Genomic DNA, 23897 nt, shown 5'->3' on the forward strand with positions numbered 1-23897 from the left:
TTGTTTCAGGCGACTTCGGCTCACTTCAACGATATCAGAGAATACGCCCTATCCTTTAATCAAATCCAGCGACTGCAGCAAAAAAGTGCTTTATTTTCAATCAAAGGACAGCCCCACGCGCCAAGAACCGCACAAGCTGATTGCACGCCGGATATTTGCTGCGTAGCGTTGCAGGTGTCCGGTGAAACAGTCTGGCAGGCAACCTGTGGGCCAAAGGCTGGCTATCTGTCCCTGTACTCCAAGACGGAGCCCTCGCAACGCATGTCCGATCTGTTTGCCTCAATCGATGCCGCACGCCTTGCCTGCGGGTTTCTGCCGCTGTCTCAGATGATGGAAATCCTGGACGGCAATCATGTTCTGGATCCCTTTTCCACACTGGTTTCCGCAGGCGTATCGGCGGGCAAGAACAACATCTTTTATCCGGGCGTCACGCTGAAGGCGTCATCCGGAGCGGAGATCCGGCTGGGCGACGACAACATTGTGCACTCCGGCAGCCATTTCGAAGCGTCGAACGGCAATATTCTGATTGGTAGCAAGAACCAGTTCGGCGAAGGCGGATTTACCGCCAAGGCCAACAGGCCCGGCGCGGAAATCCGGATCGGAAGCCATGGCCGGTTCCTCAACAACCCGGCCCTGTTCGGCAGATGCATGCTGGGAGACGGCAGTCAGATCCTCGGCAATATCACGGTCGACACCTGCACGCTGTCGGACGGAGGCTCCTTTCAGGAAGATGATCCGGACATGAGAGGCGGTCTGCTGAAAGGAAGCGGCGTTGCCAGGAACCTGAGCGTGGCACGCGGCATGGTGATAGCCGGAAACGGGAGCTTCAGTTCGGAAGACCTGCTGCCTCAAAGGCACTTTCACCCAAAGCCCTGACTGCAACACCCTGATCGTGGAAAGCTGCGTGACGGATCAGATCAGCCGGCAAGACCTCAGGAACGTTTCCAGGCCATCCACAGTCACGTAGTGATGGCCCCTCAGACCGACGCTCTGCGCCCCTTCAATGTTTTCCGCGCGGTCATCGACAAACGCACTTTCCTCGGGAGCGTAGCCGTAGCGGCCGCAGATGCGCTCATAGACCAGCGGATCAGGCTTGCGGGCTCCAAACTCCGCCGAGACATGGGCCTTCTCGCCAAAAATCTCGACCGTTTCCGGCGCGCAGACGGGCAAGGCATCCTTCAAGAGCATGCCGTTGTTGGTCAGCAGCGCAATGTCTGCGGTCGCCTTCAGGCGGCGGACAAGCGACAAGACATCCCGGCGCGGGCGCATCATCTGCCGGCGCACGTCCGCCCAGGTTTCGAAGTCGATCGGAAACTCGAGCAGCCTTGCAAATTGCTCTAGATAGGCTTCGGCCGTTGCAGGATCTCCCGCCTCGGCTGCATTTTCATGAGGACCGCCCCAGACCGAGCGATCAATATCGGCCGCAGGCCTTCCTGTCAGCTCCTCAAGCAGCTTCAAGCGGATCTGGTGGTCATAGTCGTAGAGCACCAGATCCATATCGAAGATGACGAATTTTATGTCCGGCATAGGTCCTTCCAGGCGGCTTTGTCAGACCGCCGTCCCGCCTATGGTCATGGCATTGATGCGCATGGACGGTTGGCCGACACCGACAGGTACGCCCTGCCCCTGCTTGCCGCAGGTCCCCATGCCGGGATCGAGCTTCATGTCGTTCCCGATCATGGCAACGCGGGTCAGCGCGTCCGGTCCGTTACCGATCAGCATTGCCCCTTTCAGCGGCGCGCCAACCTTGCCGTTCTCCACGCGGTAGGCTTCGGTGCAGGAGAACACGAATTTGCCGGAGGTGATGTCGACCTGGCCACCGCCGAAAGAGACGGCGTAGATGCCGTCCTTGACCGATGCCAGGATCTCGTCCGGATCCTTGTCACCGGCCATCATTACCGTGTTGGTCATGCGCGGCATCGGGATGTGGGCGTAGGACTGCCGGCGGCCATTACCGGTCGGCTCCATGCCCATCAGACGCGCATTCTGGCGGTCCTGCATGTAGCCCTTCAGGATACCGTCCTCGATCAGTACCGTTCGGCTGGAAGGCGTGCCTTCGTCGTCCACAGTCAGCGAGCCCCGCCGATCGGCAATCGTGCCGTCGTCAACGATGGTCACGCCAGGCGAAGCGACGCGCTGGCCCATGAGACCGGCGAACGCGGACGTTTTCTTGCGGTTGAAGTCGCCTTCCAGTCCGTGGCCGACGGCTTCATGCAGAAGAATGCCCGGCCAGCCCGGCCCCAGCACGACATCGAAGGTGCCGGCAGGTGCCGGAACTGCGTCCAGATTGACCAGAGCCTGACGCAGCGCCTCGTCGACACCGCCCTGCCAGTTTTCCGTGGTGATGAAACGCTCGAAGCCTTCCCGGCCACCGCAACCGAAAGAGCCGCTTTCCTGGCGTTCGTCATTGCCGGCGACGACGGAAATGCTGAGCCGCACCATCGGACGCACATCGCGCACCAGATGACCGTCCGCACGCAGGATCTCGACCACCTGCCAGGAACCCGCCAGAGACGCGGACACCTGCCGCACGCGTGGATCCTTCGCCCGCGCGTAGGCATCGATTTCCTGCAGCAGCTTGACCTTGTCCTCGAAGCTCGGTCCGCCAAGCGGGTTTACATCGGTATAAAGCGTCTGGTTGGTGCGCGCAGGTGCCGCCGCGTAGCTACCCGAATACCCCTTCTTGACGGCGCTGACCGCATCGGCCGCCCGTTTCAATGCACCTTCGGAGATATCCCCGGCATGGGCGTAACCGGCAGCTTCACCGGCAACGGCTCTCAGGCCGAAACCTTGTGCGGTGTCGTAGTTGGCCCCTTTCAGGCGCCCGTTGTCGAAGACAAGGCCCTCGCTTTGCCGGTACTCGACAAAAAGCTCGCCATCATCCGCTCCATCAAGTGCGTCTTGAGTGATCCGCCTTGCCGTTTCGAGGCCCAGGCCTGAAGATTCGATAAGATCGGTGGTGGAAAGGGTCATCTGTCTGTCCTGATTTCGCCCGGAGTGTCTGCCGATGCAGGTTGCATTGCCAGACCGGGCAATTTGGTTGTTTCTCTCAACATAGGCGTTTTGGCGCGCAAATCATCCCATAAGCGGAGAATTCCACTTGCCAGTCATACGGTCCCACGCGCCGGAATGCAGTCGGGGGCGGGTTACCCTGTGCGGTTTTGACGCCGATTGTCCCGCAACGGGGAAATGGCCCACCGGCAAAGCTTTGACTTGCCCTCTCCTGCCAGTCTGCCATAAATGCTATCAAGACTTCCCGATAGACCGACAGCCAAACTGCAGATCATGAACCGCTACGAAAATCCGCGCATCCCCAATGAAGCCCGCGTCCGCTATCTGGACGGCGACTATCAGGTGGAAACACCGGGGACATTCGTGCGCTGTGCGGTCACCGGCACGGCGATCCCGCTGGACGAGCTGAAATACTGGTCTGTCGAACGGCAGGAAGCCTATGTCGATGCCAATGCATCCATGAAGCGGTATCTGGAAACGCGCTGAGCCGCGTCAGGCGAAGTCAAGCAGCCTCATTTTCCGAACTGACGCCGGCGAAGCCGCTCCTTGATGAGTGACGCCAGTCTGTCTTCGTCGTCGATCTCCATTCGCACTTCCAGAACGGCCGCACTGGATGCGATCCAGTGGAACAGCTCTCCCGTCGACGTTTCCAGCCTGGCCATGTCCTTGGACGTCGTCACCAGCTTGAACCCGGCTTCCTCGGCTTCGGTCAGCAGCGCACGCACGTCGGCTTGCGTATATTGATGGTGATCGGGGAATTCCCTCGTTTTCTTCACGTCGTAGCCAAGCGATTTCAGCGTATCGAAGAATTTCTGCGGTCTGCCGATGCCCGCAAATGCAAAGAGCCTGCTTCCCGCCAGTTCATCGTTCGGCTGCGGCCGCACATGTGCGTGAAGGATCGGCAGCCCCTTGCGTCCGGCCAGATGCACAGCTTCCTCGGCCGCATCCCCCTCACCCACCAGGACCAGGCAATCGGCCTTCACGATCTGCTTAGCCGCAGGTGCCCGCAAGGGGCCGGCAGGCAGACACTTGCCATTGCCGAACCCCACGCTGCAATCAACCAGCACCAGGCTGAGATCCTTGGCCAGCGCCGGGTTCTGAAACCCGTCATCCATAAGCAGCACATCAATAGGCTGCTGCTCGGCAAGCCGTGCTCCCGACGGCCTGTCGGCCGCAATCACGGTTGGACCGTACCGGGCCAGCAACAAGGCCTCGTCACCGACAACGTCGGCGTCGTGCATGCTGGCATCGACGAGGAGCGGCCCCTTGGCCTTGCCGCCGTAACCGCGCAGCAGAAAACCGGGCCGCAAGCCTTCTTCCTGCAGTCTGTAGGACAGTTCGATGGCAAAGGGTGTCTTTCCGGTTCCGCCGACGACGAAATTGCCGACGCAGATTACAGGCAACCGGCTTTTCGCCTTCGGCTTCTTCAACATGCGGCGTCCGGAGACCAGTCCGTAGATCCAGCCTGCCGGCGACAGCAGCCAACTTGCCAGTGTCTGTCCCGGCTTCCACCAGAAGTCGGGCGCCGTCTTCATGCGCGGCCCCGCGGCAGCGGATCGCCAGTCGCCGGACCTGCTATTCCCAACATGGGTTGCAACACTTTCAGGGTTTCGTCCAACGCACCGCGTCCGGCTTCGACCAGGGCCCTTGCTCTTTCCGCCTGCGCCCGGGCAGCGTCAGCATCGCGCAAGAGACTGCCGACGCAATCTGCCAGGTTCTCCGGCAACTCCGCTTTCAGCGAAGCCCGCCGGCTCCAGAAGTCCTTGTAGACGGCGCGGGCGTTCGCAACGCGCGGGCCAGTGACCAGCGCGGAGCCCGACAGCGCAGCTTCCACCGGGTTGTGACCGCCTGCATCGTTGAATGAACCACCCAAAAACGTCACCGGTGCCAATCTGTAAAAAAGTCCCATCTCGCCCAGTGTATCACCGAGATAGACATCTGTGTCCGTTTCAATTGCCTGATCCAGACTTCGACGCGCCGCACGCAGGCCACGGCTATCGATCATGGCCGCAATATCATCTGTCCGGACGGGATGTCGCGGCACAAGGACCAGCAGGAGATCGGGAAAATCCTCGGTGAGACGGCCAAAGGCCTCGAGCACGATTTCGTCCTCACCCGGATGCGTCAGTGCGGCCAGCCAGACCGGACGCGCTCCTGTCTGCGCCAGCAGGGCGGTTGCCTGGCCTTCGTCCACGGCCGGGTCCGGTGCATCGAATTTCAGATTGCCGGGCGTTGAAACATTGCGGCAGCCCAACAGGCGGAACCGCTCGCCATCGGCGGCGCTTTGCGCCAGAACCATGTCCAGACACCGGAACAGATATCCGGAAATACGCGGAAAGCGTGCCCAGCTTCGATAGGATCGGTCAGATAGACGGCCGTTGAGAAGCACGAAGGGCGGTTGCCGTGAACGCATTTCATCGAAAAGGCAGGGCCAGATTTCGGATTCGACCACCATCGCCAGATCCGGATACCAGTGGTCGAGAAATCGGCAGATCGGCCCGGGGGCATCGAATGGCATGAACTGGTGGATCGCCCCTTCCGGCAAGCGGCCCTGTGCCAACTGTGCCGCCGTCACGGTGACAGTCGTCAGGAGCACCTTGTTGCCGGACGCCGTCAGTTCGTCGACCAGCGGCAGCACGGATACGGTTTCACCGACACTGGCCGCATGGATCCAGACAAGCTTGCCGGCAGGCCGGCTTGTTGCGCTCCGTCCGAAACGCTCCCCCTTGCGGGCGGGCAATTCCTTGCCGGAGCGGCTGCGCAGCCAGAAAAGCAGATTGAACAGAGGCGTCAGGGCCCGTGCAAGGCCCCTGTAGAGACTGAAGACAAGGGGTCGCCGGTCAGCCATCCGCCCTTCCGACCAGCTCGTAAGCACGTTTCGTTGCGGCGTTGAGCCCCACTTCCACCTTGAGGCGGTATTCCTCAAGCGTGTCGTCGTCCGCATCGGCAGGAACCCAGATGAGGTCACTCACCGCGATGCTGCCCCGGCCGAACGGCAGGTTGACGCTGGCCTTGTCCCAACTGTTCAGCTCGATGCTGCGGCTGGTCGCCACGGCCACTGGCAGGACGGGACGGCCCGAATGCTTGGCAAGCTGAACGATGCCAACGCCGGACTTGCGGGCCGGACCTTTTGGCACATCCGCCGTCATGGCGATGGAATAGCCTTCCTTGAGCGCACGAAGCGCCTCGATGAAACCACGCATGCCGCCGCGCTTCTTTATCTGGCGTGCGTTCTTGCCGCCGGAGGCACGGATCAGGCCGAGGCCGAGCTTGCGGGCCGCGATCGCGTTGACCTCGCCATCGGCAGACCGGGAAATCATCACCTTGGCGGGCCAGTGAGCCGGCTTGGCGAAGGGCACCATGAAGTGCTGGCCGTGCCACATGGCCACGATAACCGGGAGATCCTGTTCGGAACGTTCGTGCACGCCCTCCGGCTCGATCACGAACCGGTTGGTACGGTAGACCAGTTTCAGGTAAACGGCCATCAAAGTGCCGATGCTGGCCAGAACCCAGGGCTGACGGCCGAGGCGTTTTATCATTTGGTGTGGTCGCCTGAGAGAGCTGCGCTGCCTTAAGAAGCCGTTTCCGGATCGAGCAAGCGGTGCATGTGGACGATGAAGTAACGCATATGAGCGTTGTCGACCGTCGCCTGTGCCTTGGATTTCCAGGCTTTGTAAGCTTCGGCATAATTCGGGTAGATTCCGACGATATCCAGTTCGTCCAGATCGCGGAACGTCAGCCCTTCCGGTGATTCCAGCTCGCCGCCGAACACAAGATGAAGGAGCTGCTTCGGAGTATCGGTATTACTCATCAATATCCTCGCTTTCGTCGCTGCAACCGGTCTGTTACCTGATCAGGTCGTCGAGCGCGTCGCGCACAGGCCCGATCAGCGCAACAGGAGCTGCGATCAGGGCCGGGTGGCCGGTCTTGGCGCGGTTGTAGATCAGGTTCCGACCTGACAGGTCGGTCAATACACCGCCCGCTTCCTGCACCAAAAGATCCGCCGCCGCAAGATCCCAATCGCTCGGTCCGCCTCGTGCAGCCCCGACATCGACCCGTCCTGCTGCAACGATCGCCAGGCGATAAGCCAGGGAGCGCAGGATTTCCGTGCCGACAAATCCTGCAGCGACAACATCCTGATTGGCAACAATGGAATGAGGTCCGGTCAAGGTTGCGCCGGAAAGGCCGGTGCGGTCTGACACCGCCAGTCGTGCCCCATTGAGCCAGGCCCCGCCGCCTGTACGGGCCAGGAACATCTCGTCCCGGCGCGGGCAAAAGACCGAAGCCGCAACAGGCCGACCGGCCTCAACCACGGCAATCGCCACTGTCCATTCGTCGCCGCCCGCCAGAAAGGCCCGCGTGCCGTCAATCGGATCGACAATAAAGACACGCTCGTGGTTGAGCCGGCTGCGGTCGTCGGCGGTTTCCTCCGAAAGCCAGCCGTAGTCCGGCCGCGCGGACCGCAGGTAGTCCGCGAGAAAACGGTCTACCGCGAGATCTGCCTCGGAAACCGGCGACATGCCCGCCTTGCCCTTGTACCAGGTCTCCGGATCCTGACCGAAGAAACCCAGCGCAATATCGCCCGCCTGGCGCGCAGCCAACTCCAGCAGGCGCAGGTCCGCGTCCCTTCCGGCTTCATCCAGCCCGATTTCGCTTCGTCCGGTATCGTTCAGGCCCTTGTCAGCTTCCGGCAAGGGCCATTCCTTCAATCATGACCGAGGGAGTGGCTGCCGAATAACGGTTGTCAAGGTCGCTGCCGGGCACGAGCCGTGCAAACATGTCCTTCAGGTTGCCTGCAATGGTGATTTCGCTAACGGCTTCCACGATCTGGCCGTTTTCGAACCAGAAACCGGCTGCCCCGCGCGAATAGTCACCGGTAAGGCCGTTGACGCCGTGACCGATCAGATCGGTCACCAGCAGGCCCTGCCCGGCCTCCACCATCAATTCCTCCAGCGATTTTTCGCCCGGCAACAATGTAACGTTCGTTGCGCCAGGCGACGTACCGCTGCCACTGCGGTGCGCCCGGCCATTGGGCGTCAGGCCCAGTTCACGTGCGGAAGCACCGTCCAGAAACCAGTGTCGCAGGACACCGTCTTCAATGACATCGAGACGTTCCGCCCGGGTTCCTTCCCCGTCGAACGGGCGTGTTGCGGCACCCCGGCGCTTGAACGGGTCGTCAACCACCTGGATGCCAGGTGCGAACACGGCCTCGCCCATCCGGTCTTTCAGGAAGCTGGTCTTGCGCGCAATGGCGGCCCCGTTGATCGCCCCGACAAGGTGCCCGAGAATGCTGCGTGCAGCGCGCGATTCATAAATGACGTTCGCGGTGCGGGTCGAAAGCTTATTCGGATTGAGACGGCGCACAGCTCTTTCACCGGCCCTGCGTCCGATCTCCGCCGGTGCTTCCAGGTCCTCGAAATAGGTGCGGCTGTCGAAATCGTAATCCCGCTCCATGCCGGTCCCTTCCCCCGCGACGGCTGTCATGGACATGCCATAGCGGGACGACATGTAGGACCCCTGGAACCCATGGCTGGTCGCCAGAACGACACCGGCAAGACGCCAGGAGGCCCCAGCACCGCCGGATTTGGTGACGCCTTCCACCTCCAGACCGGCCGCTTCCGCTTCCAGCGCGATCTGCGTCAGATCCTCGGCAGTCATTTCCTTTGTGTCCAGAAGCTCGAGTTCCGGGAACTCCTTCACGAGAAGATCCTGATCGGCAAGACCGGCATAGGGATCTTCCGGCGCGACCCTGGCCATGGCGACGGCCCGTTCAGCCAGGCTTGCCGGATCATCAAGTCGGTTGGCTGAGACAGCAGCAGTTCGCTTGCCGACAAACACGCGCAAGGTGACGTCGTCGCCTTCGGCGCGCTCGGTTTCTTCCACCTTGCCTTCGCGAACATCGACCGAAAGCGAGACACCGGTAACCGCAATCGCGTCGCAGGCGTCAGCTCCGGCCTTGCGGGCTGCTTCCACCAGACGGGCTGCCCGGGATTGCAATTCGCTTTGATCAATCAGTTCCGACATCGTGTCCGCTCTTTCGTCTTCTGGTTCGGCAGTTGTTTACGCCCCGCACGGCTGCGCTGCAACTGTCGGGGCCTTTTGCGGGCAATCCGGTCGTGCTGGGCGCCTTCCAGAGCCATGGTTTTCCCCTGATAGGTGGGAAATGGGATTTTGAGCCGGTTCCGGCAAGAGGTTGCAATGCCGCAGCACCCCATCCGATTTTCGTAATGATGACCGCAAGATAGGCGGGATCGGGACAGGGCGGCAAATTCATTCTAAGGTTGTATCAAGTCGAAATTGCCACATGACTGAACAAGGTGTTACCTGTCTGATTACATTCCAGTAACCCTCTTATAAATCAGACTTTTTTAACTCTGTATCTTAAGTGGTTCACGACTTTTCTTCAGTAGATTGAATGCATCGAGAGACCAAAAATGGTCCGACCTAAAGGTCCGGTGGAGAGTCATTTGAGACGTCAAACAGAAATACAGGAAATGGTAGCAACCGGGGGCGGCGCCCAAACGATGCCGCATCCCGGTTGCCTGCCGGCCCACTTCGAGCAACGCCTTGAAAACCGGCCGGGTACCCCTTCCCTGCCAGCCGAAATTTTCCTGGATCGCGACAGGGCGGTCATCAAGCGGCGGGTTGCCGGTGTTCCGGTGACGGTGGTTGTGCCCGCTCAAGGTTTCGATGGTGTCATGGTCCGGATCGTTCCGGGCGCGGTGCCGGGCGAAATCGTGGCGGCACTGATCCTGAAACATCCTGATAGCGCGCTGTCGATCACCCTGGCAGAAACCGAGAAATCCGACGACCTTGCGGTCCTGTGGAGCCGGTGGGCCCAGGTGTTCAACCTGCCTATGCTGGTGTGTGACCTCGGCGGCAAGGTAAAGCCGATCGAAGCCTACAGCGCCGTTCCGGCTTCAAAACCTGCGCCCCGGCGCAAGCTGCGCCTTTTGACCGGCCGCCGTCCGCGCTTCCTGAACCGCCGTCTTCCCGGCCGGCAGGAACCTTCGGCAACTGTCCACGCCAATGAGCGTGAGATCATCGCCCGCACCTGAGCGTGCACACGAAAGTCTTCAAAAAAAGCCCCGCCGAGCGGGGCTTTTTTCGTTAGAGCGCACCGATAAGGGCATCGGCGAAGAAACCGAAGAACAGGATCCAGCCATAGGTCCCGTTGGATCGGAACAGTTGCAGGCACTGATCGCCGTCATCGATATCCAGTACGACGATCTGCCACCCCAGGTGAATGACGCCAGCCAGGATGCCGATAAAAGCGGCCGGACCGGCATCCGCAAAGATCGCAGCGAGAAAGAACAGCGCGGTAGCGCAGCTGTAGAGCAGGATGAGAGCCGGCTTGGTGTGCTCATCGAAGAGGCGGGCCGTCGACTTCACACCGACAAGCGCATCGTCCTCCTTGTCCTGATGGGCATAGATCGTGTCGTAGCCGATCGTCCAGCAGATGCCGCCGATATAGAGAAACACCGGTGACCAGGACAGGGACCCAAAGGCGGCCGCCCAGCCCATGAGCGCGCCCCAGGAAAAGGCGAACCCCAGAAACAGCTGCGGCCAGTTGGTGATGCGCTTCATGAACGGGTAGACCGCTACCGGCAGCAGCGAGGCGATGCCCAGCCAGATCGTGTAGGTGTTGAACTGCAGCAGCACCGCAAGGCCGATGAAGGCCTGGACCACCAGAAAGATCTTTGCCTGAAGTCTGGACACCTGCCCCGCCGGGATGGGCCGGGAGCGGGTCCGCTCGACCTTGGAATCGATGTCGACGTCGACAAGGTCGTTGTAAGTGCAGCCTGCACCGCGCATGGCAACCGCACCGATGAAAAACAGAACCATGTGCCAGGGGTCCGGCCAGGCCTTGCCACCGGCGACCGCCGCCAATGCCGCCGACCAGAAACAGGGCCACAGCAACAGCCACCAACCGATCGGACGTTCCCAGCGGGCAAGGCGCGCATAGGGGCGCAGGCCAGCCGGCAGCCGCGTGTCCACCCAGTGCTGCTTGACCGCATCTGCAACCGGCCCCGTGTCGTTCGTGGAAAACACTTTCGATCCGTCCATTTCTCGATTATCCGGCGGAAACGCTCCTGCTTTCCGCCCTTCTCAGGTTCTTTTAGCGATTTTCAGCAGGAAATTCATCCCGCAAGAGGTCACAGGGGCGCTATCGTGAAACTCAGAGTTGGGCACGGTGCCATGTTCTGACGACCAAACCCCGGTCAGCCTTCGGTTTCCTCTTCGCGCTTGCCACACCTGGCTTGCAAGCGTTCCGGCCTTTTCCTGGGTGCGGAAACCACCTCTCCTGCCGCGTCACAAGTTGGGCGGTGACCGGCAGAAATGCGCCGTTGCATGCGCCGCCAATTGCGGTATGCGGCCCTCCGTGTTAGGGGACGGCCCTCTTGCTTCAACCTTCACGAAGAGACTGTCCGTTTATGAAACTTCTCCTGATCGGATCCGGCGGCCGCGAACACGCGCTCGCCTGGGCGCTGGCAAAATCTCCCAAGCTGACCAAGCTCTATGCGGCGCCCGGCAATGCCGGCATTGCCGAGGTGGCAGAGCTTTGCAATCTGGACACCGCGGATCATCAGGCAGTCATCGGTTTCTGTCGCGAACATGCCATCGATCTTGTGGTCGTCGGCCCCGAGGCACCGCTTGTGGCGGGCCTTGTCGATGATCTGGAAGCGGCCGGGATCAAGGCTTTCGGACCGTCCAGGGCAGCGGCCCAACTGGAGGGCTCCAAGGCCTTCACCAAGGGCGTGTGCGACGAAGCAGATATTCCGACCGCCGGATACGGCCGCTTTGATACGGCAGATGCCGCGCTCGCCTATGTCCGGGAAAAAGGTGCACCGATTGTCGTGAAGGCGGACGGGCTTGCAGCCGGCAAGGGTGTCGTGGTCGCCATGACCCTGAAAGACGCCGAAGAGGCGGTAACGGCCTGTTTCGAAGGCTCGTTTGGGGCCGCAGGTGCGGAAGTCGTCATCGAGGAATTCCTGGAAGGCGAGGAAGCGAGCTTCTTCGTGTTGTCCGACGGCACCAACGCACTGCCGCTTGCCACCGCCCAGGACCACAAACGCGCCTATGATGGTGACGAAGGCCCGAATACCGGCGGCATGGGCGCTTACTCGCCCGCTCCCGTGCTGACAGATGCACTGATTGCCGAGGTGATGCGTACCATCATCGAGCCGACAATCGCGACACTGGCCAAACGTGGCACCCCTTTCAAGGGCGTCCTCTATGCGGGTCTAATGATCGGCAAGAACGGCCCGAAGCTGATCGAATACAATACCCGCTTCGGTGATCCGGAATGCCAGGTCCTGATGATGCGCCTCAAGAGCGACCTGCTGGAGCTGCTGCTTGCCAGTGTCGAGGGCCGACTGGACCAGACAACGGCAGACTGGCGCGACGAAGCCGCACTGACGGTGGTCATGGCCGCCAAGGGTTACCCGGGCAGCTACGACAAGGGCACGGAAATCCGTGGTCTCGATACACCGGCAACGGATGACGTTGCCGTCTTTCACGCAGGCACCAAACGCGATGGCACGCAGATCCTGGCAAATGGCGGACGCGTTTTGAACGTGACGGCGGTCGGCACCACCGTTCGCGAGGCACAGCAACGGGCCTACGAGCGGATCCGCGACATCGACTGGCCGGAAGGTTTTTGCCGAACCGACATCGGCTGGCGGGCCATCGCCCGGGAAAGCTGAGGCCGAGCCAAGCGAAAAACCGGCAATCGTAGCATTTCCGGTTTCCGGGACTTGGCAGGCGCTTGAAAGCAAAGGTAATCTTCTCCCCGGTGCGGACTTGGGAGACAGACGTGAAAAACGACCTGCCGGATCTGTTTCCGGGGTTTGACAGCATCACTGTCGAAGCCAACGATGTGCGGCTGTTCTGCCGGACCGGCGGGTCCGGCCCACCGTTGCTTTTGCTGCACGGCTACCCGCAATCTCATGTCTGCTGGCATAAGGTGGCCCCGCAGCTTGCCGAACACTTCACGCTCGTCCTGCCTGACCTGCCGGGATATGGCCGTTCGTCCGTACCGCCGCTATCAGACGATCACGCGACCTATTCCAAACGAAGCATGGCCTCGGCCATGGTCGAGCTCATGAAGGTGCTCGGCCACTCGACGTTCTTTCTGGCCGGCCATGACCGTGGCGGCCGAGTGGCTTACCGCCTTGCCCTCGATCACCCGCAGGCCCTTCAGAAAGTCGCCGTTCTCGACATCCTGCCGACATGTGACTACTGGGACCGGATGGACAGGCTGTTCGGCCTCAAGATCTATCACTGGATGTTTCTGGCCCAGGCTGCGCCTTTCCCGGAAAAGACAATTTCTGCCGCACCGATACGATTTCTCGATCACACGCTGGCCAGCTGGACTGCAGCCAAGAACCTGTCGTGCTTTTCCAAGGAAGCCATGGCGCATAACCGTGACTGGTTTTGCGAACCAGACCGGGTATCGGCAACCTGCGAGGACTACCGCGCAGGTGCAACGATCGACTACGACCACGACCGGGCGGATCTGGATGCGGGAAGAAAGATTCTTGTTCCCCTTCTTGCACTTTGGGGAAGCAAAGGTATCGCCACCAGCGTGGACGATCCGCTTGAAGTCTGGCGGGGCTGGTCAAGGACCGCTGTCGGCGCCGCGCTTCCCGGTGGGCACTTCCTGCCCGAAGAAGCCCCGGAAGAGACGGTCGCTGCCCTCCTCGAGTTCTTCGCAAGCGCATCAGGCAGTTGACGGCACCGCGCCAACCGACTTGCTTGCCAAGCTGAGACTGTCTCCCGTCAATCGGCTGGGTCAAACACAGACGCTTGGGCGGCGATATCACCTCAACTGGTGACGTCCAAAGGAGATCGTATGATTTAGATCAAACTATTTTGCTGCACCGCCAATCATCAGGCTCAGCGCAAATACATTTGATCTTGAGACTGGAAGATTTCCTCTCGGAGGAATTCTATTCTTAATAAGCCTTAAGGAACACATTCAATACAATTTAACCAATACAGCCTATTGAGAAAATTGGCAGTGATGGTTTGCATAACTTCGCCGTGCCCGGTGACCATAACAAAAAGTGGACTGTCCTTGCCGATCAAAGAGGAGCTACGGCTGCTCGGGGGAACGGGTGCAACGCGTGGGCAAGCAAGAGTTTTGGCAAGACAAGGACTTGCGCGACGAGAAATCGCGCACGCAGGCGCGCGGGCGAAGTCCAAGCGCCATTCTTGACCAGATCCTGGCGCGGTGGTGCAAGGACGAAACCCGTTTCGAAAAACCCCTTCGCGTCGTTTTTCTGTCGTTTCTCTGCCTGACAGTTGCCGTCCTGACGCTCCAGAACGTGGTGACGGAATATCGTACGCTGAGCGAGCCGCAGGACCTGATCGTCCGGACGACTGAACGTCTTTTGATGCATCAACGGGCGTTGGGCGAACAAACGCTCGACCAGGCAGTCAGTGTCGTCAGCGCCGACACGGATCTGCAGACAGCCATCCGCAAGAAAGACACCGCCAACATCAAGGCCGTTGCCGACAGGGTCTTTGCAAGAAAAGCTGCCGATCTCAATATTGCGGAATTGACCATCTATTCCGCCGACCAGCAGATCGTCTACCGCGCGCAAAGCAATGCCACCCCGGCACAGGATTCCGCCAGCTTCGAGACCGAACTGAATTCCAACCGTTTTCGCGAAGTCGATGCTATCGAACTCGGCCGGAACAACGAGTTCATCGTCAGCGTGCTGAAACCCTGGCTCGTTGAGGGAACCCGGATCGGGTATCTGAAGCTCGCGATCAACATCGAACAATCGCTCGCGCTGGCCAGTTCCGCGGTAAATGCCCAGATCGTCAAGGCCTGTGAAGTCACTGAAGCAGGTGATTCCAGCACGGTTCACTACAAGGTGCTGGGCAATCTGACGCCGACCGGCTTCGACTTCAGCAAGATCGCCTCCAACGGCCACTTCGCCGGCTTCAACAGCTTCTTCCTCCAGAACAGCAAGGTGTTCATGGTTCGCGATCTGCCAATTATGGTCGCAACCCCGAACAACGACGTGAAGCTTCTGCTGGTAAAGGACATCACGGCCAACATCTGGGACTTTGCCAAGGGAACATTGCTGTCACTGATGGCAGGCATCGGTCTGGCGCTGCTCGCCTGGACGGTGGTCTTCCGTCTCCTGTCCCGCCTTCAGTCCTCCGTGCAGCTGACCCGTTCGCGCCTTGAGGCAGAAGTTCTGGACAATACCCTGAAGCTGGAAAGCAGCACGCTTCAACTCATCGAAGCCCAGCGGATTGCGCATGTGGGCAGCTGGGAACGCGATATCGCTTCAAACGAAATCCTGGGCTCGGAAGAATACTACCGGGTCATGAAGATCCCGCCGGATCTTCCGGCAAACGAGATCCAGGCCTATCTCTTTGATCGTATTCCCGGTGACGACCGGAAGAAAACCCTGGACGCGGTCAACGCAGCGGTGAAATCCTGCGGTGAATTCGACACCGAACACCCGCTGGTACATGACGACGGCACCATCCAGTACCTGCACGTTCGCGGGTATGTGCTTGCCGGTCGGGACGGCAAGGCATCCAAGGTGATCGGCACCGTTCACGACATCACCGACCGGTGCCTGGCAGAACGCAGGAACCATCTACTGGCCAACATTCTGGAATCCTCGCTCAACGAGATCTACATCCTCGACGCGGAAACTTTCCAGATCGAATATGCCAACCGCTGTGCCCTGGCCAATCTCGGCTACACGATCGAAGAGCTGAAATCCCAGAAGATCGGCGATATCGATCCCGTTTACGACCCGAACACGGTCCGGCGCCACGTCGCGCCCCTCCTGAAAGGACATAGGGACAACCTGTCGGTCGAAAGCGTTCACCGGCGCAAGGACGGCACCGAATATCCTGTCGATCTCAGGGTACAGCTTCTCCGCGATCAGGACCGCGATCTGTTCGTGGCCATTGCCAATGATGTTTCCGAACGGGTTCAGCGGGAAAACGAAACCCGCGAAGCCAAGGTCCGGGCAGAGCGCCTGGCCTATTTCGACCCCCTGACCAAACTGTCCAACCGCGCCGGCTGCCAGCGCGACGCCAAGGAGCGTTTCGCCCGGAGCGAGAAGCCGGCGTTCCTGGTTCACGTCGATATGGACGGATTCAAGCGGGTCAACGATACGCTCGGCCATCTTGCCGGCGATCATTGCCTGGAAGAGACGGGCCGCCGGCTGCGCGAAGTCTGCCGTGGGCTGGGCACGGCCTATCGCTGGGGAGGCGACGAGTTCGTCATTCTGGCGGAAAGCGGAACGTCGGATCCCAACGAGTTGTGCGAACGGGCGCGCCGGATCATGCGGATGCCGATGGAGTTCAACGGCAACAGGTTCTGGCCGACCGTCAGCATGGGACTGGCTCTTTGCCCGGAGGACAGTGACAACTTCGACACGCTTCTGGTCAATGCCGATCTCGCGCTTTACCAGTCCAAGGAAAACGGTAAGGATCGGTATACTTTCTTCCGTCCGGATATGCGCACAGACAGTGAAACGGAAGCACAGATCGAGCTGGAACTGAAGGACGCGGTCAAGAACGACCAGTTCTTCCTCGTGTTCCAGCCGCAGGTCAACCTGCGCACTCAGGCCGTCACCGGCATCGAAGCGCTGGTACGCTGGCGACACCCCGAACGCGGCACGGTTTCGCCCGGAGACTTTCTGCCGGTCGTCGAAAAATCCGGTCTGGCGCCGATCCTGGGTGAGATTGTCATCGACAAGGCTTTTGCCGCTGCCCGGCACTGGATCGACCAGGGCCTCGATTTTGGCCGCATCTCCGTGAACATCTCGCCATCGCACCTGTCGTCCGGGTTGCTGCTCGAGCACTTCAAGGCCGCGATGGAAAAGCACAATGTCGGGCCGGAGCGGATCACCGCCGAAGTTCTGGAATCGGTGTTCCTGAACGACAACCGGTCAGGTCACCTGGCTGCGCTACGGCAACTCTTCGAGCTGGGCGTTCATATCGAGCTGGATGATTTCGGCACCGGCTATGCGTCCCTCTCCCATGTCTCGGACTTGCCAATAAACGGGCTGAAGATCGACCGCTCCTTCACGCGCCAGATGCTTCAGGACCCGAAAAAGGAAGTGATCGTCAACCAGCTCATCCACCTGGCCCGATCGCTCAACATCGGCATCGTCTGCGAAGGCGTTGAAACCGAAGAGCAATACGACCGGCTTCGGATGATGGGCGATTTCTCGATCCAGGGTTACCTGATTGCCCGGCCGATGCCGTTTGATCATGCAACGGACTGGATGTCGGAAGCCGCGGACGATCTATACTTCGTGATCTGAGTTTTTCCGGCACTAAGAGGGTTTTCCTGTTCGCAACTGTCGTTGCAGGCAGTTGCAAGGTTGGCAAGGCGCGCGTCAGCCCCCATGTGCAGGGAGTAACGCTCTCAATGCCGGACCCGCGCCATGCCCTCTACCTCCTCCCCCAGAATCGGTCTTGCCCTTGGCGGCGGCGGTGCGCGCGGCCTCGCCCACATCCCCGTTCTGGAAGCGCTGGATGACCTGGGCATAAAACCTGTCCGGATCAACGGCACGTCCATCGGTGCCCTGATGGGGGCGGCCTATGCCAGTGGTCGCAGTGGCCAGGAAATCCGCGACATTGCGCTGGAGATTTTTGCTGATCGCAACAGTGTGTTGTCGCGCCTGTGGCAGTTGAGACCACGCAAGTTTGCAGATGTGTTCCGTGGCGGCCCGGTGCAGTTCGACCCGCTTCGCGTGCTGGAAGTGTTTGTCTCGGACTATCTGTCCGAAACGTTCGAAGAGCTGGACATCCCGCTGCGTATGCTGGCGACGGACTTCTATCGCTGCGAGGAAGTGGATTTTGAAAGTGGCCCCTTGCTGCCTGCCCTGGCCGCCTCGATAGCGATTCCCGCGGTTTTCAGGCCCGTGCGCTATGGCGACCGGTTTCTGATCGACGGCGGCGTCGTCAATCCACTGCCTTTCGACGGGCTCAGGGCGAGTTGCGATATCATCATTGCCGTTGATGTCGTTGGCGCGCCGGTGCCGCGAGACAACAAGGATGACATCAGCATGCTGGATTCCCTGTTCGGCTCTTCCCAGATCCTGATGCAGACCATCACAAAGCAAAAACTGAAATCAGATCAACCGGATATCCTGGTCAGCCCGCCCCATGACTCCATCCGGGTTCTGGACTTCATGAAAGCCGAGAGCATACTGGATAAGGCGGAATCCTTGCGTACAGTTACCAGGGAAAAACTGGAGGAACTGATAAAAGAAACAATGGAAGTTACTTGATGGCAACATCAGCAGATTTATCCGTATAATTCCTTTTTATTGGACCCGACTTTGCGTTTAACAAATCATTAATCTTACTCCTAAATACTTTTCTGAATCTATTAGGAGAAGGTCAATGCGGCCATCGGGATCAACAGATTTGGAAGCCTGTCCGGTATCGGACGATTTGCTGAAACGGTTGCTGGATGCAACGTTGAACGCGGTGACTGATGTCGGATGCCAGCTGCCGGAACAGCAGCGCGCGGCACTTGCCGTCTACTGCTATCGCCGTGCGCATTTCCGCCGTCTGGGCCTGTCGCTGGCCTCGCTTTGCAGCCAGCAGGCGCTGGTCATGGAGGCCGGGCACGCGGGCGATCTTATCTACCGCCAGGCAAGCAGCGCCGGGTTCATGAGCGAAGGCGACGCGGCCAACCGGACGGCAAAGTCCGGGAAACCGCCGGTCAGTCTTTACGTGGTCTGAAAGTCAATTCCGGGGCTGGTTCTTCCTCCCACCCGCCCCCACCTCAGGCAACCGCCTTTGCAGCTACAAGCGCAGGCCGGTTGCCTTTTCTTTTGGCATCCCCTTCCAAAACGTCTCAAGTTTCAGGCAAACGGGCAGCGCGCACCTCGACATGCCTTGCCGTTGGCGGTCTGCCCCCTAGTATTTTGCTCAGGTGTGGTTTTCGGGATGGACTGACATGGCGATGTGCTTTTTCCCAATTCACGGATGGCGACAGAAGGCCGGCGGATTGTTCCGGCTGGTTCCGGTGCTGCTCAGCCTTCTGGTTACAGCTGTTGTTGCAGGACCCGCATTCGCGGTCTGTCAACTGGTTGCAGACGCCCCCTACCGAGCGCCCGGGCCGGACGAAATGCGCATCTGGCGCGCGTCGCTTCAGGCAAATGAAGTCCAGATCCGGTACATCGGCCATTCCACCTTTGAACTTGAAACGCCCAAGGGCGTGCGGATCGCGACCGACTACAACGACAGTGTCCGCCCGCTTCTGCCACCGGATGTAGCCACGATGAACGGGGCCCACAGCACGCATTACTCCATCAACCCGGATCCGAATATCGAACATCTTCTGTACGGCTGGAATCCGAAGGGCGGCCCGCTGGACCATGACATCACTGTTGACGATGTCCGCATCCGCAATATCCAGACCAACATCCGCGGTTGGGACGGGGAAGAACGCCGGCTCGGCAATTCGATCTTCATCTTCGAGGTCGCGGACATGTGCATTGCGCATCTCGGCCACCTGCACCACCGGCTTACGCAGGAAGATCTCGTCCGCCTCGGTCAGATCGACGTCGTATTTGCGGCCATAGACAATTCCTCGACGCTTCGGCTGGATAGCCTGATGGACGTTCTGGAAAGCATCGGCCCTGCGATGGTCGTGCCGATGCACTTCCATTTTTCCGGAGCACTTCAGGCCTTTGTCGGGCGAGCACAGGAGGCAGGGTATGACATCTTGCGGGCTGAAACGCCGGCCCTGATCGTCAGCCGTTCCAGCCTGCCAACGCGGAAAACCGCCTACATCATGATGCCGGGTGGTTCCTGACGGGTGAAGGAGATCCCATAGCGAGACGAGAGGGTTGATGGCGGGCCGAAAGAGACTTCAGCCGCCATATCGCAGGAACACGACCTGGCTATCGCCTGCCTGGCGGCGGTCGAGTTCCTCGAAGCCTTCGGGAACATCGATGTGAGCTGAGGATCTTTCTTCAAGCACGCACAAGGCGCCCTGTTTAAGCCAGTCTCCGCCCGCTGCCGAAGCAAGGGCCTTTTCACCCAGCTTCTTGTCATAGGGAGGGTCGGCAAACAGCAGATCGAAAGGCTCGATGGTGCCTGCACTGCCAAGGCGGGTGGCATCACGCCGGAATATCTTGGCAGCGCCATTGAGGCCCAGGGCCTCCATGTTCCGTCGAATGATGCCGCGTGCTTCCGTCCCTTCTTCGATGAAGGTGCAATGGCGGGCGCCCCGGCTGATCGCCTCGAAGCCCAGCGCGCCGGTGCCGGCAAAAAGATCCAGGACCCTTGCATCTTCAAGATCAACATCCAGGCCATGAGCCAGGATGTTGAAAATGGTTTCACGCAATCGGTCGCTGGTCGGCCGTGTGTCGTGCGATTTCGGCGCGGCCAGAGCCGCGCCCTTGAAACGCCCGGCGACTATTCTCAAGACCGGTCCCCACGGCGCGGCGGGCGGCCGCCTTTGGGAGGTCCGCGCCGGTCGTCCTTGTCACGGCTGGAACGGCGTTCCTGCTGCTTGTCTTCCACCATGCCTTCCTCGCCCCAGATGCGGCGCGGCGGCGGTGTGAAACGCTCTTCACCGAAATCCTTGCGCGGTTTCGGTTCGGACGTCAGGCGGAAACGGGAGCGCGGCGAGACTTTTACTTTTTCCTGACGCGGCCCTGCATTCTTGCGCGGCCCCTGGCCGGACGTCTTCTTGCGGTCTTCACGCTTTTCGTTGCGTTCAGTCTTGGCTGCCCGCTTGCGGTCGGTCTCACTACGGCCTTCGCGCGCGGTCATCCAGCGCCCCTGGCTGGCTTCACGCTTGCCGCCATCCCTGCCGCTACCTTCCCGGCCGCCACCATCCCGACCACCGCCACGCTTGGCGCCTGCGGGCTTCTTTTCCGCTTCCGGCTTGGGGGCATGAAAGATCGGAGCGTCAAAATCCGCACCGGCTTCCTCGGCCAGCGTATCGCCCAACTGATCACGCAAAACGCGGCCCCGGATTTCACGGACGTCACCTTCCGGCAGATCCATCAGCTGGAACGGGCCATAGGACAGGCGGATCAGGCGGTTCACGGCAAGGCCGAGATGTTCCAGAACCCGCTTGACCTCACGGTTCTTGCCTTCGCGCAGGCCGACCGTCATCCAGACGTTGTTGCCCTGCTCCTTGTCGAGCGTCGCCTCGATCGCGCCGTAGAGCACGCCCTCGATCGCGATACCGTCCTTCAAGGTGTCGAGATCCGCCTGGGTCACCTTGCCGAAGGCGCGCACGCGGTAGCGGCGCAACCAGCCGGTGGCCGGCAATTCCAGAACGCGCGCCAGGCCGCCGTCATTGGTCAGGAGCAGCAAGCCTTCTGTGTTGATGTCGAGCCGGCCCACGGTCAGGACGCGCGGCAGATCATCGGGCAAGCGCTGGAACACCGTCGGACGGCCTTCCGGATCCTTGTTGGTCGTCACCAGGCCCCGTGGCTTGTGGTAGAGCCAGAGCCGGGTGCGCTCGCGCATCGGCAACGGTTCCCCGTCCACCAGTACCTTGTCGTCTGCCGTCACTGTTACAGCTGGCGTGGTCAACAGCTTGCCGTTGAGCTCAACCCGGCCGTTTTCGATCCACACTTCCGCCTCTCGGCGAGAACACAGGCCGACGCGCGCCATGACCTTGGCAATGCGTTCGCCACGATCATTGGCTTCGTCTGCCAGCGGTGCAGTCGCCGGTCTCGGCGCCCGTTTTTCGAAGTCGCCCTTTTTGGGGCCGGCTTTCGATTTGTCGTTGGGTGCGGGCCGGCGCTTTTCCGGTGCACGTTTATCGCGTCCCCGGCCTTTTGCGGGACCCGGGCGCTCGGAAGAGAATTTTCTTGTCGTCATGCGCGCGTCATAGCAGAGCTTGAGCCTTTCGGGAATCGCTTGTTTTCTGCATAAACCGCAGAGGCGCCGTGCTCCGGATGCATGGCAGCGGCCTGACGCCTCGGCGAAGGCCCTGTCCGGGGCTGACGACCGGCATAATAACGGGTAAACAGAACAAAGCCGACAGCCTCTCAAATCGAGGCTGAACCCTACACTTACGCTCCGACTCACCCTGCTCGATGCCTACCACTTCCGCCAATCAGAAATCGTTCATGGATCTCGCGCTCGAAGAGGCCGAGAAAGCGGCGGCACGCGGTGAAGTGCCGGTCGGTGCGGTGCTCGTTCGCGATGGTGACGTGATCGCTCGAGACGGGAACCGGACGCTGGAGCTCAACGATCCGACAGCTCACGCAGAAATTCTCGTGATCCGCTCCGCGTGCGAACGGGCAGCTTCACAACGCCTTCCGGACTGCGATCTCTATGTGACGCTCGAACCGTGTCCCATGTGTGCCGGTGCAATCTCATTCGCGCGGGTTCGCCGGCTTTACTATGGCGCGGGAGATGAAAAGGGCGGTGCGGTCGATCATGGCACGCGCTTTTTCTGCCAGCCGACGTGTCATCACGCACCGGAAGTCTATTCCGGCATAGGCGAGACACGCGCGGCGGAGTTGCTCAGGTCGTTCTTTCAGGCAAAGCGCTAAACGGTTTTCAAGTTAAATTGACCGGATTGCCCGTTGCTCAAAAGCAACAACATCAACCAATCGCTCACATCTGCTGATTTCACCTCTGCGAGAGGCTGAAACTGACATCTACGAACGGCATAATGTGCGTGGGGGTATTTCCGCACTTCATCGGAGTATCAAATGACTCGTAATGTTGTTCTCGGGGCAATTGCCGGTTTCTTCGCGGCCGCAAGTCCGGCTCTTTCGGCCGACCTGCCAGTGGCTCCGGAACCTGTCGACTATGTCCGGATCTGTGACGCCTACGGTGCGCGCTTCTATTACATTCCCGGCACCGAAACCTGCCTGCGCGTAGGTGGTCGTGTCCGGACCGAATTCCGCGTCCGCAACTTCGGCGAGGCCGAAAACGCCTGGGGTGACCGGGACACCGACGGTTACCAGTGGCGTTCGCGCGGGTATCTCTACCTCGATGCACGTACCGCGACCGAATTCGGCACGCTGCGTGCCTTTATCGAATCCTACATCACGCTGACAAACGCCTCGACTTCGACCACGCTGGACAAGGCCTATATCCAGTGGGGCGGCCTGCTGGCCGGTCACAACGGCTCGAACTTCGACTTCTTCACCGGATATGCCTTCAACGCGCAGATCGAAAGCTATTCCGATCGCAAGCTGAATCAGGTCGCCTATACGATGGCCTTCGGCAACGGCTTCAATGCAACGGTCGCACTGGAAGATCGTTCGGGACGCGAAGAGAATATCGCGTTCAACGGCACCAACCAGACCTATGGCGGCACCCGCGCACCGGACTTCGTCGCGGCACTGGGGGTCAACCAGGGCTGGGGCCAGGCCCAGATCATGGGGGCCCTGCACCAGGTCTATCCGAGCGCTGCCTACTACGGTCTTGCAGGCCGGGCGGAAGACGAACTCGGCTGGGCAGCCGGTGCTGGCGTGACCGTCAACTTCGGTGGCTTTGCCAAGGGTGGAGCGGTCTCCCTGCAGGCCGTCTATACCGATGGAGCCAGCGGATACGGGTCCACGGGCTGGAACAGCCGCATCACCGATGCGGTCTGGAATGGCAGCAGCACCGAGACCACCAAGACGCTGAACATCTTCGGCGGCGTGACGCTCGGCGTGACCGACACCGTTCAGGTGAATGTCGAAGGCGGCTACCATGATGTCGATGGTGGCACCAGCGCCTATGACTTCACCCAGTGGGACGCAACCGCAAACGTGGTCTGGGAACCGGTTTCCGGCTTCCTGATGGGCCCGGAATTCCAGTATCGTGACGTCGACTACAGCCGCTCCTCCGGCCTGAACGACACCTACGAGCTCTACGGGACCTTCCGTCTGCAGCGCACATTCTGATGCCGT

The 23897-nt window shown here is 60.3% G+C and carries 22 protein-coding genes; 11 read left to right on the top strand and 11 right to left on the bottom strand.

Going from position 1 to position 23897, the window contains the following annotated elements:
- Window positions 1–261: 261 nt before the first annotated feature.
- Window positions 262–876 (top strand): AraC family transcriptional regulator, encoded by a 615-nt coding sequence (locus tag FIV03_RS00730; RefSeq protein WP_152508336.1) that lies wholly within the window; start codon window positions 262–264, stop codon window positions 874–876.
- A gap of 36 nt (window positions 877–912) precedes the next feature.
- On the opposite strand, the gene FIV03_RS00735 is transcribed toward FIV03_RS00730, so the two are convergent.
- Window positions 913–1527, bottom strand: a complete 615-nt coding sequence (locus FIV03_RS00735; protein WP_152508337.1) for an HAD family phosphatase — start codon at window positions 1525–1527, stop codon at window positions 913–915.
- Between the two features lie 21 nt (window positions 1528–1548).
- On the bottom strand, window positions 1549–2973 hold the full coding sequence (tldD, locus tag FIV03_RS00740) for a metalloprotease TldD (protein WP_152508338.1): 1425 nt from the start codon (window positions 2971–2973) through the stop codon (window positions 1549–1551).
- Between the two features lie 312 nt (window positions 2974–3285).
- Between tldD and FIV03_RS00745 the strand changes: the two genes are divergently transcribed.
- On the top strand, window positions 3286–3498 hold the full coding sequence (locus FIV03_RS00745; RefSeq protein WP_023002031.1) for a DUF2093 domain-containing protein: 213 nt from the start codon (window positions 3286–3288) through the stop codon (window positions 3496–3498).
- Window positions 3499–3524: 26 nt separating this feature from the next.
- On the opposite strand, the gene lpxK is transcribed toward FIV03_RS00745, so the two are convergent.
- Genes lpxK through FIV03_RS00775 form a run of 6 tightly spaced genes read right to left on the bottom strand, consistent with a single transcriptional unit; the run spans window position 3525 to window position 9036 of the window.
- Entirely contained in the window at window positions 3525–4547 is a 1023-nt protein-coding gene (lpxK, locus tag FIV03_RS00750; protein WP_152508339.1) for a tetraacyldisaccharide 4'-kinase, read from the bottom strand.
- On the bottom strand, window positions 4544–5860 hold the full coding sequence (locus FIV03_RS00755) for a 3-deoxy-D-manno-octulosonic acid transferase (RefSeq protein ID WP_152508340.1): 1317 nt from the start codon (window positions 5858–5860) through the stop codon (window positions 4544–4546). The genes lpxK and FIV03_RS00755 overlap by 4 nt, the downstream gene beginning before the upstream one ends.
- Window positions 5853–6551 (bottom strand): lysophospholipid acyltransferase family protein, encoded by a 699-nt coding sequence (locus tag FIV03_RS00760; RefSeq protein WP_152508341.1) that lies wholly within the window; start codon window positions 6549–6551, stop codon window positions 5853–5855. The genes FIV03_RS00755 and FIV03_RS00760 overlap by 8 nt, the downstream gene beginning before the upstream one ends.
- Before the next feature lie 32 nt (window positions 6552–6583).
- Complete coding sequence (locus tag FIV03_RS00765; RefSeq protein ID WP_023002035.1) at window positions 6584–6823, bottom strand: DUF4170 domain-containing protein; 240 nt, start codon at window positions 6821–6823, stop codon at window positions 6584–6586.
- Window positions 6824–6857: 34 nt separating this feature from the next.
- Window positions 6858–7706 carry a 3'(2'),5'-bisphosphate nucleotidase CysQ gene (locus FIV03_RS00770; protein WP_197923128.1) on the bottom strand — a complete coding sequence of 283 codons (849 nt, stop codon included), beginning with the start codon at window positions 7704–7706 and terminating at the stop codon, window positions 6858–6860.
- Window positions 7693–9036, bottom strand: coding sequence for a TldD/PmbA family protein (locus tag FIV03_RS00775; protein ID WP_152508342.1), 1344 nt, complete (start codon window positions 9034–9036; stop codon window positions 7693–7695). Before FIV03_RS00775 ends, FIV03_RS00770 begins: the two co-directional genes overlap by 14 nt.
- A 470-nt stretch (window positions 9037–9506) precedes the next feature.
- Here FIV03_RS00775 and FIV03_RS00780 point away from each other — a divergent pair, with 470 nt between their 5' ends.
- Window positions 9507–10070 carry a DUF6101 family protein gene (locus FIV03_RS00780; protein ID WP_152511766.1) on the top strand — a complete coding sequence of 188 codons (564 nt, stop codon included), beginning with the start codon at window positions 9507–9509 and terminating at the stop codon, window positions 10068–10070.
- Window positions 10071–10122: 52 nt separating this feature from the next.
- Here FIV03_RS00780 and ubiA read toward each other — a convergent pair whose 3' ends face one another.
- Window positions 10123–11079, bottom strand: a complete 957-nt coding sequence (ubiA, locus tag FIV03_RS00785; RefSeq protein WP_152508343.1) for a 4-hydroxybenzoate octaprenyltransferase — start codon at window positions 11077–11079, stop codon at window positions 10123–10125.
- A gap of 368 nt (window positions 11080–11447) precedes the next feature.
- Here ubiA and purD point away from each other — a divergent pair, with 368 nt between their 5' ends.
- The 6 genes from purD (at window position 11448) to FIV03_RS00815 (ending at window position 19834) form a co-directional block, all read left to right on the top strand.
- Window positions 11448–12719, top strand: coding sequence for a phosphoribosylamine--glycine ligase (purD, locus tag FIV03_RS00790; protein ID WP_075282253.1), 1272 nt, complete (start codon window positions 11448–11450; stop codon window positions 12717–12719).
- Between the two features lie 110 nt (window positions 12720–12829).
- Window positions 12830–13747, top strand: a complete 918-nt coding sequence (locus FIV03_RS00795) for an alpha/beta hydrolase (protein ID WP_152508344.1) — start codon at window positions 12830–12832, stop codon at window positions 13745–13747.
- 427 nt (window positions 13748–14174) lie between these two features.
- Entirely contained in the window at window positions 14175–17324 is a 3150-nt protein-coding gene (locus tag FIV03_RS00800; protein ID WP_152508345.1) for an EAL domain-containing protein, read from the top strand.
- Window positions 17325–17447: 123 nt separating this feature from the next.
- Window positions 17448–18296 (top strand): patatin-like phospholipase family protein, encoded by an 849-nt coding sequence (locus tag FIV03_RS00805; RefSeq protein WP_152508346.1) that lies wholly within the window; start codon window positions 17448–17450, stop codon window positions 18294–18296.
- A 115-nt stretch (window positions 18297–18411) separates the two neighbouring features.
- The gene (locus FIV03_RS00810) at window positions 18412–18756 is read left to right on the top strand and encodes a hypothetical protein (RefSeq protein ID WP_023002044.1); all 345 of its coding nucleotides are present in this window, start codon (window positions 18412–18414) and stop codon (window positions 18754–18756) included.
- 268 nt (window positions 18757–19024) lie between these two features.
- On the top strand, window positions 19025–19834 hold the full coding sequence (locus FIV03_RS00815) for an MBL fold metallo-hydrolase (RefSeq protein WP_209009818.1): 810 nt from the start codon (window positions 19025–19027) through the stop codon (window positions 19832–19834).
- 57 nt (window positions 19835–19891) lie between these two features.
- Here the strand turns inward: FIV03_RS00815 and rsmD are convergent, their stop codons facing one another.
- Together rsmD and FIV03_RS00825 are read right to left on the bottom strand one after the other, a co-directional pair.
- Window positions 19892–20449, bottom strand: coding sequence for a 16S rRNA (guanine(966)-N(2))-methyltransferase RsmD (gene rsmD, locus FIV03_RS00820; RefSeq protein WP_152508347.1), 558 nt, complete (start codon window positions 20447–20449; stop codon window positions 19892–19894).
- Entirely contained in the window at window positions 20446–21864 is a 1419-nt protein-coding gene (locus tag FIV03_RS00825; RefSeq protein ID WP_209009819.1) for a pseudouridine synthase, read from the bottom strand. Before FIV03_RS00825 ends, rsmD begins: the two co-directional genes overlap by 4 nt.
- Before the next feature lie 251 nt (window positions 21865–22115).
- Between FIV03_RS00825 and FIV03_RS00830 the strand changes: the two genes are divergently transcribed.
- Window positions 22116–22544 carry a nucleoside deaminase gene (locus FIV03_RS00830; protein ID WP_152508348.1) on the top strand — a complete coding sequence of 143 codons (429 nt, stop codon included), beginning with the start codon at window positions 22116–22118 and terminating at the stop codon, window positions 22542–22544.
- 162 nt (window positions 22545–22706) lie between these two features.
- Window positions 22707–23891, top strand: a complete 1185-nt coding sequence (locus FIV03_RS00835) for a porin (RefSeq protein ID WP_152508349.1) — start codon at window positions 22707–22709, stop codon at window positions 23889–23891.
- Window positions 23892–23897 lie beyond the last annotated feature (6 nt).

The sequence above is a fragment of the Labrenzia sp. THAF187b genome, from assembly GCF_009363375.1.
Lineage (GTDB): Bacteria > Pseudomonadota > Alphaproteobacteria > Rhizobiales > Stappiaceae > Roseibium > Roseibium algicola.